The sequence below is a fragment of the Halorubrum sodomense genome (genome assembly GCF_900111935.1).
In the GTDB taxonomy this organism is placed as follows: Archaea; Halobacteriota; Halobacteria; order Halobacteriales; family Haloferacaceae; genus Halorubrum; species Halorubrum sodomense.
On the sequence record NZ_FOYN01000002.1, the window covers coordinates 904359 to 917372 of the forward strand.

General features: G+C 70.3%; 9 protein-coding genes. 3 read left to right on the forward strand and 6 right to left on the reverse strand.

Annotated features, from left to right (window positions below; translation table 11 throughout):
- Positions 1–37: 37 nt before the first annotated feature.
- From BM286_RS09330 to BM286_RS09345, 4 genes are read right to left on the reverse strand one after another with little or no spacing between them, the layout of a single operon-like run.
- Positions 38–2527, reverse strand: a complete 2490-nt coding sequence (locus tag BM286_RS09330) for a methyl-accepting chemotaxis protein (protein ID WP_092921283.1) — start codon at positions 2525–2527, stop codon at positions 38–40.
- A 60-nt stretch (positions 2528–2587) separates the two neighbouring features.
- Entirely contained in the window at positions 2588–3220 is a 633-nt protein-coding gene (locus BM286_RS09335; protein WP_092921285.1) for a class I SAM-dependent methyltransferase, read from the reverse strand.
- Between the two features lie 44 nt (positions 3221–3264).
- Positions 3265–5460 (reverse strand): type II secretion system F family protein, encoded by a 2196-nt coding sequence (locus BM286_RS09340; RefSeq protein ID WP_092921287.1) that lies wholly within the window; start codon positions 5458–5460, stop codon positions 3265–3267.
- Complete coding sequence (locus BM286_RS09345; protein ID WP_092921289.1) at positions 5457–7166, reverse strand: type II/IV secretion system ATPase subunit; 1710 nt, start codon at positions 7164–7166, stop codon at positions 5457–5459. Before BM286_RS09345 ends, BM286_RS09340 begins: the two co-directional genes overlap by 4 nt.
- 202 nt (positions 7167–7368) lie before the next feature.
- Here BM286_RS09345 and BM286_RS09350 point away from each other — a divergent pair, with 202 nt between their 5' ends.
- Positions 7369–7854: a DUF5793 family protein gene (locus BM286_RS09350; protein WP_092921291.1), complete on the forward strand. Its 486-nt coding sequence runs from the start codon at positions 7369–7371 to the stop codon at positions 7852–7854.
- Positions 7855–7889: 35 nt separating this feature from the next.
- Here BM286_RS09350 and BM286_RS09355 read toward each other — a convergent pair whose 3' ends face one another.
- The gene (locus tag BM286_RS09355) at positions 7890–8777 is read right to left on the reverse strand and encodes an SAM hydrolase/SAM-dependent halogenase family protein (RefSeq protein ID WP_092921395.1); all 888 of its coding nucleotides are present in this window, start codon (positions 8775–8777) and stop codon (positions 7890–7892) included.
- A 361-nt stretch (positions 8778–9138) separates the two neighbouring features.
- Positions 9139–9669 (reverse strand): nicotinamide-nucleotide adenylyltransferase, encoded by a 531-nt coding sequence (locus BM286_RS09360; RefSeq protein WP_092921293.1) that lies wholly within the window; start codon positions 9667–9669, stop codon positions 9139–9141.
- A 170-nt stretch (positions 9670–9839) separates the two neighbouring features.
- Between BM286_RS09360 and lonB the strand changes: the two genes are divergently transcribed.
- Both lonB and BM286_RS09370 read left to right on the forward strand, forming a co-directional pair.
- Entirely contained in the window at positions 9840–12119 is a 2280-nt protein-coding gene (gene lonB, locus BM286_RS09365; RefSeq protein ID WP_092921295.1) for an ATP-dependent protease LonB, read from the forward strand.
- Between the two features lie 117 nt (positions 12120–12236).
- Positions 12237–13014, forward strand: a 778-nt coding sequence (locus tag BM286_RS09370) for a CBS domain-containing protein (protein ID WP_092921297.1), incomplete at its 3' end; no start/stop codon positions are given.

The following is a 13014-nucleotide window of genomic DNA, read 5'->3' on the forward strand; positions in this document are numbered from 1 at the left end:
CGACTCGACCGACGTGCGGCGGCGTCGCGGACGACGGTCACTCTTCTGCGGTACTCGCCCGTTCGTCGAGTGACGCCTCCGAGTCCTTCGGTCCGTCCAGCGGCGGATCGTCCGCCGAGTCCGCTCCGTCGGCGGTGCCGCCGTCCGTGCTGGCGGGGGCGGTCGAGTCCGGATCGCCGTCGCCGCCGAACGTGAACGCCGACTCGCCCGTCTCCGTCGTCGCCGCCGACTCGCCGGCCTCCGCGTCACTCGTTGGACCGTCGTCACCGACCGCACCCGCCTCGACGTCGACATCGAAGGCCTCGGTCGTCCGCCGGAGGTCCGCCGCCCGTTCGCGGAGGTCGTGCGCCTGCTCGGAGACCTCGCCGAGCGTGGCGGCCTGCTCCTCGGCGGCGGCGGCGACGGTGGTCGCCTCGGCGGTGGTCTGCTGGCTCACGCCCGCGAGGTCGTCGACCGCGCCGGTCACCTCGTTGACCGACGTCGCCTGCGCGTCCATCGCGCCGGATATCTCCTGAACGCCGTCGTCGGCCTCGCTCACCCGGTTCGCGACCTCAGAGAGCGCGTCCTCCGCGTCCTCGACGACCGCGACGCCGTCGTCGACGCCGTCGCGGATCGCGGCCATCTCGTCGACGCTCTTGTCGGTGCGCTCGCGGAGGCCCGCGATGAGGGACTCCACCTCGGCGGCGGACGCCTGCGTCTCCTCGGCGAGCGTCTTCACCTCCTCCGCGACGACCGCGAAGCCGGAGCCGGCCTCGCCCGCGCGGGCGGCCTCGATCGAGGCGTTGAGCGCGAGCAGGTTCGTCTGGTCGGCGATCTCCGAGATCGTCTCGACGATCGCGTCGACCTCGGCCATCTCGGCCTCGAGCCGCTCGATCGTCTCGGCGGCGGACTCGGAGCGCGCCTCGATCGCGTGGAGCTCCGCGACGGCGTCGGCGGCGGCCTCGCGCCCCTCCTCGGTGAGCGCGTCGGCCCGCCGGGAGGTGGTCGCGACCTGGTCCGCGGAGGCGGCGACCTCCTCGACGGTCGCCGACATGTCCTCCATCTCGCCGGCCACCTCGGCCAGCCGGCGGCTCTGCCGCTCCGCGCCGGCGGATATCTCGTCGACAGCCTCGCTGGTCTCCCGGCCGGCGGCCGCGGCCTCGTCGGTGCCGTCGGTGACCGCGTCGCTCCGCTCGGCCACCTCGACCGCGAACGCATCGACCTCGGCGATCGCGCCCTCGAGTTCGTCCATGGCGTCGTTGAACTCCGTGGCGATGGAGCGGAGGGCGTCCGGGTCGTCGGGCTCGACGCGTAGCCGGGCGGTGAGGTCGCCGTCCGCGCAGGCCGCCATCGTCTCGCCGAAGTCGCCCGCCCGCGACTCTAGGCGCTCGGCGAACGCCTCGCTCTCCGCCTTCGCCGCCTCGGCGCGCTCGCGCTGCGTCTCGGCCGACTCGATCTGCTCGCGCAGCGAGTCGCGCATGGTCGCGAACGCGACGGAGAGGTCCCCGAACTCGTCGCGTCGCTCCGTGTGGAAGTCGACGCCGAGGTCGCCGTCGGCCAGCGCCGACGCCCGCGCCCGGAGCCGGTTCAGTTCGACGACGGTGCCGCGACCGAGGGTCGCGCCGATCAGCCCGAGCCCGACGATCGCGACGCCGACGATGAGGATCAGGTTCCGCCCGATCATCCCCGAGAGCGCGTACGCCTCAGAGCGGGGGACGTGGACGGCGACGGACCAGCCCTCGGACGGGACGGGGGCGTACGCGACGAAGTAGCGCGCGCCGTCCGCGAAGCCGAGCGTCGCCGACGAGACGTGTCCGACCGAGTCCTTCCCGTCGGAGAGCCGCGAACGGAGCGTCTCGTCGTATCGCTCCCCGGCGACGCCGTCGCGGTCGCTCGCGCCGATCGTGCCGTCCCCTTCGACCAGCGTCGTGAACGCGCCGTCCGTCGGCTGCCGGAACTCGCCGACCATCGACTCGAGCGAGACCTCCACGACCGCGTACTCCCGCTCGGGCGTCCCGGCGACGTACGCGACCCGACGCTCCCCGTCGACCTCGTACGTCGGCGTGGTCGTGACCGTGTCGCCGAGCAGGAGCCCGTCGTCGAACCACGGCCGGCTCGTGAGGGTCTCCGCCCGGTCGCCGCCCCCCTGGGCCTCGTCCGTCGACGCGATGACCGTCCCGTCTTCGCGGTCGATAAAGTGGAACGCCCGGACGTCGTCGCTCGCCCGCGACAGCCGCGACGAGAGGTACGCGGCGACCGCGTCCGGATCCTCGCCGTAGACGTCGTTGTCCGCGACCTCACCGGCGAGGCTCCGCCGCTCGCTGGTCCAGCCGTCGGCCTCGAGGGCGCCCAGCTCCGCGACGGCCGTGTAGTCGCCCTGCGCGTTCGATTCGAGCTGATCCGTCGTCTCCGCGTACGTGACGGCCCCGACGGCGCCGATCGCGAGGACGACGACGACGAGGGCCACGAGGAACTTCGCGAGATAGCTTCGAGCCACCACGCCGGGCGCGACCCGACGGAGGAGCCGCTCGAGGAAGGTATCGGCCATTACCACGAGACGGTCGACAAACCTTATTTAATCCCCGCACGCTGGTATCAAAAGCGATAATCAGCTGTCCGGAACCGAGACGGTCGCGTAGCAGTTCCCGCTCGAAACCGCGGTTTCGAGCGTTTCGAGGGCGCTTTCGTCGAGGTCTGACTCGAACTCCGAAGGCGAGTAGATGTGATAGTACCTCGGGACCGTCTCGCCGCCCGGCAGGGTCCAGTCGACGGTCGTGTCGAACCCGTCGTCGCGGTCGAATCGGTCGTGTGCCGTGCTCCACGCGCTGACGAGTGCGACCCCGTCGGGCGCGAGGACGCGCGCCAACTCGTTCAGGCTCTCGACGCGGACGTCCCGCGGGGAGAGGTGGTGGAGCGTGGCGACGTAGACGGCGAGGTCGACCGCGTCGGCGCGCACCGGCAGCGCGGCCGCGTCCCCGTGGACGAGCTCGGTCGCGTCCGCGAACCCGCGGTCCCGAGCGCGGGCGACCGCCTCGTCGAGCAGCCCGCGGCTGAGGTCGACCCCGACCGCGGCCTCGGCGCGCGCCGCGAGCGCCTCCGTGTGTCGCCCGTTCCCGCAGCCGACGTCGAGCGCGAGGGTCCCCGACCGGCCCTCCAGGAACGACTCGACCTCGGGCCACGCGTGCTCCCGGGTCTTCGAGAAGTGCGCCGCGATGCGGTCGTACGTCGACTGGAGGTCCATACGCTCTCCCTCGGCCGCGAGGGGTATATGCCGACCGGACCGCGTCACACCACGCCGATCGCGACGAACGAGACGAGCGTGAGCGCGAGCAGCGCCACGACGTGTTTCACGCCGTCGCGCACCGAGCCCTCCCCGAGCTGGCCGGCGACGAGGCCCGAGCAGATCGCCTGAACCGTCGCGGCGTGGAAGAACAGCTGCTCGTAGGCCGCGGCGTTGATCTCGGCGATCCCGTCCGTGATCCCGCCGCCACCGAGAGAGGCGCCGGTCCCGGCCGCCGGGAGGCTACCGCCTCCCGTCTCCGGGACGGCGGCCGTCTCTATCGCCGGGATGAACGACACCGAGAGCGCCGCGATGATCCCGAGGAAGACGAAGAAGGAGATGTAGATGACAATGAGATACGTTAACATTACTTGTCGTCGCTCACGCCGGAGCGACCAGGTCGCACGCGACTCGTCCGCCGCGATCCGGAGGACGGGTCCGACGTCGCCGCTCGCTCGCATCGCGTTGGTGACGAGGGCGACCGCCCGGGACATCATCGGCGATCGGACCCGCCGCTCGAGGCGGCGCAGCGCGGTCGCGACGTCCGCCCCCCAGTCGACGTCGCGGCGGGTCCGGCGGAGGTCCGCCGTCAGCGCCTCCAGGTTCGAGTCGGCGACGCGGCGGACGCTGCCGACCACGGCGGTCCCCGCCTCGTTGACGCTGGCGAGGCGGTCGAGGAAGTCGGGCACCGCGGACTCGATGCGGCGGACCCGACGCTTGCCGAACTCGTAGGCGACCGCGTAGGCCGCGAGGGCGAAGGCGGTCGCGGCGACGATCGGCCCGTCGACCTGGTCGGCCATCTCCACGGGCGTCCCGAGCGTGATCGGGAACGCGAAGACGAGGAGTCCGACGACCGCGACCGGGACCGCGACGAGAAACACCGTCCGCGGCGAGGCCAGCACCGTCTCGGCCGGCGACGCGATCAGCCGACGCACCCAGCGGAGGCGGTCGTATATCCGGAGGCGCTCGCGACTCTCCGTCCAGCGGTTCGCGCCGGCGCCGCTCGCGTCGACCCCGTCCGAGCCGCTCCCGGTCGCCGTTCCCCCGTCGAACCGCGGGGGGTCGCCCCGGTCCCCGGACCCGTCCGTCGCGTTGCGAACTCCGGTGACCGACGGGGTGTTCGGGTCGTCGAGCGACGACTCCGCGACCGTCTCGGTGCCGCCGACGCCCTGCGTCACGCTGTCGACGTAGACGACGAAGCCGAAGGTGCCGAGCGGCACGCCGAGGTAGACGACGACGCGGAGGAGCGGCATCGTGTCCTGTAAGACGAGCCCGATGACGACGAGGATGGTGATGAAAAACAGCGGTCCGGCGACCAGCGCCGTCACGTACGCCTCGGCGAACGTCGAGAGCAGTTCCAGGTACTGCTCCTGTTTCGCCTCCGCCTCCGCCTGATAGCGCTCGTACTGGTCCTTGAGGAACGTCGACACGGACTGCCCGGTTCCGAGGACCGACGCGAGGTTCTCCGAGAAGTCCGAGAGGTCGTCGCTGGGCGTCCGCCGCGAGATGCGCTGAAGCGCGGTGAGCGCGTCCGTCCCGAAGGCGTTCATGTCGCGGACGGCCACCGACAGCTCCGTGGCGGCCTCGCCGTACACCGCCTCGTTCTCCGCGAGCGTGTCCATCACGCGGGGGAACGCCATCCCCGAACGCGAGAGCGCGTACATGAACGCGACCGTCCGCGGCAAGGTGGCGTCGATCTCGGCGGCTCGCGCGGCCGCCCGCTGGTCGAGCAACTGCCAGCGACCGACGTACACGCCCAGCGCGAGCCCCGCCCCGACGGTCGCGGAGGCGACGAGGAGGAGGACGAACAGCCGTCCAAGCCCGAGGTCGGCCAGCCGCGCGACGCCCGCGAGGAACCCGAGCTGGGCCGGGAGCGCCTCGCGGAGCGCGGCCTCGCCGACGTCGAGCGCGGCGAGCAGTCCCCCGGCCGCGTACACGCCGATCACGCCGCCGGCGACCCCGAGGACGGCCGCGTACAGCAGGGTCCGCGACGCGTAGACGCGGTGCGTGGTGCCGGCGACGTGGGCCGCGCGCATCCGGTCGCGCTGGGCCTTTCGCCGCGTCTCGTTCTCGCCGACGTAGTCGCCGAACGCCGACAGCGCGACGCGGGTGACGAACAGGTCGGCCCGGTCGTCGACGAACTGGAGCGCGAGCGCGAGGCAGGCCCCGACCGCGACGACGAGGGGCAGGTACTCGATCATCGGCCCGCGGGATCGGTCATCGGGTCTCCAGCGCCGGTTCGGCCCTCACCGACCTCCTCGCCGCCGAGGTCGTCGGCGTCGACGTCGTCGGCCGCGGCGGCGCGCTCGTCGAGCTTCTCCATCACGCGGTCGGGGTCGGCGTAGTACTCGTTGACGAGGGCGGTGAACGTGCGGTAGTCGTCGATGCCGAGCGCGGAGAGCAGTTCGAGGAAGCGCTCGCGGCGCCGGACCTCGCGGAGGAGCTCTGAGCGCGACCAGGCGCGCTCGTCGGCGATCTCCGCCAACAGCGACGAGTCGTTCCGCTGGAAGGTGTCTGAGTCCGGGCGCCACTCGAACGCCGAGGAGTAGTCGAGTTCGCCGGTGCGCTGGTCGATGCCGCCGATCTCGCCGATCGTCTTCGCGCGGCGCACCCGCTCGTCCCCGGAGCGCGTGAGCGTCTGGACCGAGAGCATGTCGAGCGACTGGACCATCGCACGCGGGACGTTGATCGGCTCGTTCTCCAGCCGGTTGATCACCGTCTCGATCGAGTCGGCGTGCATCGTCGAGAAGGTGGTGTGGCCCGTGTTCATCGCCTGGAACAGGGTGATCGCCTCCTCGCCGCGCACCTCGCCGACGACGATGTACTCGGGGCGGTGGCGCAGCGCCGAGCGCAGCAGGTCGTACATGTCGATGTCGGTCCCCTCGAACCGGCGCTCGCGGGTGACCGCCGAGAGCCAGTTGTCGTGGTACAAGGAGAGCTCGCGGGTGTCCTCGATGGTGAGGACCTTCGCGCGCGGCGGGACGAACATCGACACCGCGTTCATCGAGGTGGTCTTCCCGGAGGCGGTGCCGCCCGCGAAGATGAGGCTCTTGTTGTGCTCGATACAGAGCCAGAAGTACGCCATCTGCTCGATCGAGAACGTGCCGTACTCCACGAGGTCGACCGGGGTGAACGGGTCCTCCGCGTACTGGCGGATCGTGAACGCCGAGCCGCGCGGCGTCACCTCCTCGCCGAGCGCCAGCTCCGCGCGGGACCCGTCGGGGAGCGTCGTCTCGACGATGGGGTCGCCGACGGAGACGTGACGGCCGGACTGCTGAGCGAGGCGGATCACGTAGCTGTCGAGCGCTTCTTGGCCGAACGAGACGTTCGTCTCGATGTCCGTGTACTCGTCGTGGTAGACGAAGATCGGGAGGTCGTAGCCGTCACAGGAGACGTCCTCGATGTGGCGGTCGTTCAAGAGCGGGTCGACCTTCCCGTAACCGCGGAAGTCGCGGTAGAGGTAGTACGCGATGGCGTGGAACGTGTCCATCCCGGCGTCGACGCCGTACCCCTCTAACAGCGTCTCGAGCTCCGTCCGCAGCGTCTCCTCGTCCGTCTTCCCGCTCCCTTCGCGGTAGAGGAGCGGGTCGCGGATGTCGTCGACGACGCGGTCGAGCAGGTCGCGCTCGAACGCGTCGAGTTCGGGCTCGACCGCGTAGTAGCGGTGTTCGCTCTCGACGTCGTCGTAGGTGATCACGACGTACGCGTACGGAGCGTTCACCCAGTACCGGTCGACCTCGCGTTCGTCCTCGGGAACGGTGAACGAGGCGAGCGGTCCGTCCTCGTCCGGGCTGAACGGCCGGACGTCGAGCGTCGAGCCCTGGAGCAGCTCCCACGTGCGGGAGAGGCGCCGCTGGAGGGCCTCGATCCGGTCGCCGAGGTCGCTCCCGCCGGCGTCACTCGCCATGGCTACGGGGACGTAGAGGCGGGGGGAAGTTAAACTCCCCCCGGCGATTATCACGGTCGACATCGAACCGAACCGGCGTCCGGATCGGACCGAACCGGCGTCCGCGTCGATTCGCGCTGGCGCGTGCGCGTCGCCCACCCCGCGCTACCGCCGATCCGCCCGTTACGTTGATACGGCCGGACCGCAAAGCAGTTGGTACGAAATGCGGCGTGACTACTTCGATTTGACCGTTGAGGGCGTCGGGGACGGCGCCGGCTCTCGGTCGCCCCCGCTGGTGCGGATCGACTTCCACGGACCGGAGGAGCTGCTCCGCGAGCAGTTCTCCGGGGGCGAGAGCGACGGCGCCGACGGCGAGGGCGACGACTTACTCACCGCCGACGAGGTAGACGTCGCCTTCCGGCTCCGCGAGCCCCTGGACGAGGCGGACGACCCGGAGGGCGTGGTCGGCGTCACCAACCGGTACACCGGCGACTTCATCCTCGAACTCAACGAGACGGCGACCGACGTACTCCCCTTCATCCACGCCGCGCGAGACGCCACCGACGACGGCGACGCCCGGTACCGGGTCGAAATCGACGTGGACGGCGAGCGGCTCGTCACCTACGACAAAGACACCTTCCTCGTCTACGACCACGAGGGGAACCTCCTCCGCAGCGAGAGCCTGATCCCCTCGGGCGTCGAACTCTGAGGCGGACGGACGGTCTCGGGCGGACGCCCCGACCCTCACAGGCTGACGCTGTCGGGGACGAACCGGACCGAGTCGCCGGGTCGGAGGTCGAACGCGCCGTCGCCGCGCCCGTCGTTGACGTCGCACTCCGCGTAGCCGTGGCTCCCGACGGTGACGAGGCGGTCGCCGGGGTCGACGGCGCCGAACGTCGCCGCGACGGGCGTGAGGTCGCCGTCGACGCGGATCCAGTCGCGGCCGCGGACCAGTTCGCCGGGGACGTTGGTGATCACGTTGCCGAACCGGTCGATCGCGAGTACCTCGCCGTCGACGGCGACGACCTCGCCGCCGCCCTCCCCGTCACTCCCCTCGCCGTCGCCCGCCTCGTCGCGCTCCACCGTCGGCTCCGGGAAGCGGATGTCGACCGGGTCGCTCGCTGGCGAGAGGTCGTCCGTCCCCGCGAGCGTCTCGGCGACCGCGTCGGGATCGCTCGGGCCGTCTCCCGCCGCCGCACCGTCTCCCGCCGCCGCGTCGTCGAGGGCCGCCCGGACGCGGGCCGCGGTCGGGGCGAACACGTCGCGGCCGTGGAACGTCTCGCTCGCGGGCTCGTCGACCGCGATGGTCCAGACTTCGACGTCGGAGTCGCCGGCCGCGAGCGCTCGGGCCGGCGGCATCGCGAGGCCGTTGTCGGGCGCGACGAGGACGTGCGCGCCGGCGCGGACGACGAGCGCGTCGCGGTCGGTGCCGACCCCGGGATCGACGACGGCGCAGTGGACCGCCGGCGGGAACTCGGGGAGGACGAACCGCAGCCAGAAGGCGGCCGCCCGCGGGTCCCCGCGCGGCAGGTCGTGCGCGACGTCTATCATCTCGGCATCCGTGTGTCGGCGGACGACGCCCTTCATCGCGGCGGGATACGGCGATCCGAAGTCCGAGGTCAACGTGATCAGACCCGATGTCATATCTGAAACCGCGTCCGGCGAGCGGTTAAAACGAACGGGCGACCGCGCCGTTCACTCGCCCGCCGCGGTGGCGCGCGCCTCCGAGTGGCCGGCAGGCCACGAGGAGCGCGTGCGAGGGAGCGGTGAGCGCTCGTAGAGCGCGAACCGCGAGGCTGGGGAGGCGTGAGGGCGGTGCTGTGCGGTCGCGGTGCGGGGCGGGACTCGAAGGGGGCAGCCGGGGCTTCGGAGACGGTCACCGCAGATTGACGGGTATCCATTACGAGAGAGCGAGGCCATCGAAGCTGTTCGCCGCCGGTACACGCTCGACGATTCGCGACCGACGGCCCTCGCTCCGCTCGTACTCCCCGCCCTACTCGTCCGAGGGCTCGTCGCCCAGTGAGTCGGTCTCGGCGATCCGGCGGATGCGCTCGACGCCGTCGACCTCGCGGATCACGTCGACGACGGCGTCCGGGACGAGGTCCTCCCAGTCGCGGCCGCGGATCATCCGCTCGCGGAGTTCCGTCCCCTCCAACACGTCGCGGCGGAACATCGGTGACTGGCGCACCTCGACGCCGGCCTCCTCGAACAGGCGGACTACGAGGGGGTTGTTCGAGTACGCGACGTCGAACCGCGGAGTCATGCTCTGGACGTGGCTCACCCACACGGAGTTGCGGTCGAGGTCCTCGATGGGGACGACGTAGGTGGTGACGTCCAACCGCTCGACCGCCTTCGTCACCATCATCACGCGCTCGCCGGCCGTGAAGGGGTTCCGCGTGGTGTGAGAGTCGCCCGCGGAGCCGATTCCCAAGACGAGTTCGTCGACCTCCGAGGCGATCTCTTCCACCATGTGCTGGTGGCCGTCGTGAAACGGCTGATACCGGCCGATGTAAAACCCCCGCATGGATCCACGTAGCGTCGCCGCCATTTATAAACCCGGCGGGAACGGCAGGAGGCCGAGATCGGTGAGTAAACGGCTTCAAAACGGTGTTTACTGCCCCCGAACCGACGCCTCCGGGGGGAGAAAGTATATCAGTAACCGACCCTTCCTTTCCAATAGCGACACTCGATTCTATGAGCAACGAGAAGGACACGAACGACCCGACGGCCGACGACCCCGACGAACCGCCCCACGGCGGCGTCGACGACTCGAGTCCGGCGGGGAACGGCGAGGACGCCACGCACGGCAACCCCGAGCCCGACGACGGTCCGGCGAACGAGCCCCACGTCGACGACGCCGCGGACCCCGACGAGGAGTCGGCCGCGGACCCCGACGACGGGGACGACCCCTGGGACGACGGGATCGTCGTCGACGACGGCGGGGTCGACGAGACCGAGGTCGTCGGGGAGGGTCCCGACGGCGGCCGGAACGGCGATACCGCCGGTCCGGTCGACGACGGCGGGATCGACGAGCTCGGCAGCACCGTTGAGGTCGAGGGCGCCGAGATAGAGGAGGACCCGGACGAGGACGACCTCCTCGGCGGGCTCAAGATCGACACGACCGCCGAACTCGAGATCCCCGACCGGCTCGTCGACCAGGTCATCGGGCAGGAACACGCCCGCGACGTGATCATCAAGGCGGCCAAGCAGCGCCGCCACGTGATGATGATCGGCTCGCCCGGGACCGGGAAGTCGATGCTCGCGAAGGCGATGTCCGAACTCCTCCCCAAAGAGGAGCTTCAGGACGTCCTGGTGTATCACAACCCCGACGACGGCAACAAGCCGAAGATCCGGACCGTGCCGGCCGGCAAGGGCGACCAGATCGTCGAGGCGCACCGCGAGGAGGCGCGCAAGCGCAACCAGATGCGATCGCTGCTGATGTGGATCATCATCGCCGTCGTGCTGGGCTACGCGCTCATCATCGTCGGCCAGATCCTCGTCGGCATCATCGCGGCCGGCGTGGTGTACCTCGTCTTCCGGTACCTCAACCGCGGGTCCGACGCGATGATCCCGAACCTGCTGGTGAACAACGGCGACACGAAGACGGCGCCGTTCCGCGACGCGACCGGCGCGCACGCCGGTGCGCTGCTCGGTGACGTCCGGCACGACCCGTTCCAGTCCGGCGGGATGGAGACGCCCAGCCACGACCGCGTCGAGGCGGGCGCCATCCACAAGGCGAACAAGGGCGTGCTGTTCATCGACGAGATCAACACGCTCGACATCCGCAGCCAGCAGCACCTCATGACGGCGATCCAGGAGGGCGAGTTCTCGATCACGGGCCAGTCCGAGCGCTCCTCGGGCGCGATGGTCCAGACCGAGCCCGTCCCGACCGACTTCGTCATGATCGCGGCCGGGAACCTCGACGCGATGGAGAACATGCACCCGGCGCTGCGCAGCCGTATCAAGGGGTACGGCTACGAGGTGTACATGGAGGACACCATCGAGGACACCCCGGAGATGCGCCGGAAGTACGTCCGGTTCATCGCCCAGGAGGTCGCGAAGGACGGCCGCCTGCCCGAGTTCTCGGCGGAGGCCGTCGAGGAGATCATCCTCGAGGCCAAACGGCGCTCGGGCCGGAAGGGCCACCTCACGCTGAAGATGCGGAACCTCGGCGGGATGGTCCGCGTCGCGGGCGACATCGCCCGCGGCGAGGACGCGGACATCACGACCCGCGAGCACGTCCTTCAGGCGAAGGGCCGCTCCCGGTCCATCGAACAGCAGCTCGCGGACGACTACATCGAGCGCCGGAAGGACTACGAGCTCCAGGTCTCCGACGGCTACGTCGCCGGTCGCGTCAACGGCCTCGCCGTGATGGGCGAGGACTCCGGGATCATGCTCCCGGTGATGGCCGAGGTGACGCCGACCCAGAGCGGCGGGCAGGTGATCGCCACCGGTCAGCTCAAGGAGATGGCCGAGGAGTCCGTTCAGAACGTCTCGGCGATCATCAAGAAGTTCTCCGACGAGAACATCTCGGAGAAGGACATCCACATCCAGTTCATCCAGACGGGCCAGCAGGGCGTCGACGGCGACTCCGCGTCGATCACGGTCGCGACCGCCGTCATCTCCGCGCTGGAGAACGTCGGGGTCGACCAGAGCCTCGCGATGACCGGCTCGCTGTCGGTCCGCGGCGACGTGCTCCCCGTTGGCGGGGTCACCCACAAGATCGAAGCGGCCGCGAAGGCCGGCTGCGACCGGGTGATCATCCCCGCGGCCAACGAGCAGGACGTGATGATCGAAGACGAGTACGAGGAGATGATCGAGGTTATCCCGGTCTCGCACATCAGCGAGGTCCTCGACATCGCCCTCGAGGGCGAGACCGAGAAGGACTCGCTCGTCTCCCGGCTGAAGTCGATCACGGGGTCGACGCTGAAGGACGGCAACGTCTCCGGTCCGTCCAGCCCGAGTCCGCAGTAGACGGCGTCGCCGCCTCTCTGTGATTTCTCACTTTCCCCGGTTCTCGAGCGGCCGCTTCGCCGTTATCGCTCAGATCCGCCCTCCCTCTTTTTATTCCGGGGGCGTCTACGGCGGGTGATGAGCGGGAAACCGACCGTCGGAGAGTATATGACCCGCGAGGTGGAGACGGTCAGTCCGGACGAGACGGTGGCGGCCGTCGCGCGCCGCATGGCCGACAGCGACGGACACAACGGGTTCCCCGTCACCCAGGGCCGGACCGTCGAGGGGTTCGTCTCGGCCGGGGACCTGCTGCTCGCGGACGACGAGGCCCCCGTGTTCACGGTGATGACGGAGGACCTGATCGTCGCACACCCCGATATGAGGGTGACCGACGCGGCGCGAGTGATCTTACGCTCCGGCATCCAACGGCTCCCGGTCGTCGACGACGCCGACAACCTCGTCGGGATCATCTCGAACACCGACGTGGTCCGCTCGCAGATCGAGCGCGCCACGCCGGGCAAGGTCGGGAAGCTGATGCGGACGCTCTCGCAGATCCACGGCGTCGAGCTCGACGAGGTGCGCCGCGAGGTCGCCATCGCGGACCTGACGCCGACGCAGGCCCGCGTGTACGCCGACGAACTCGAGGGCCGACAGTACGAGCTCGAACACGGGCTCGCCGAGCCGCTCGTCGTCATCGACAACGGCGGCACCCTCTATCTCGCCGACGGCCACCACCGCGCCATGGCCGCCCACGAGGCCGGCATCGAGGCGATGGACGCGTACGTGATCGTCCCGCAGACGCCGGTCGACCTCGGAATGGCGAAGACCGCGGAGAAGGAGGGGCTCCGCGTCGTCGACGACATCGAAGTCGTCGACTACGCGCGCCATCCGCTCGTGGAGACGACGAAGCGGCTCC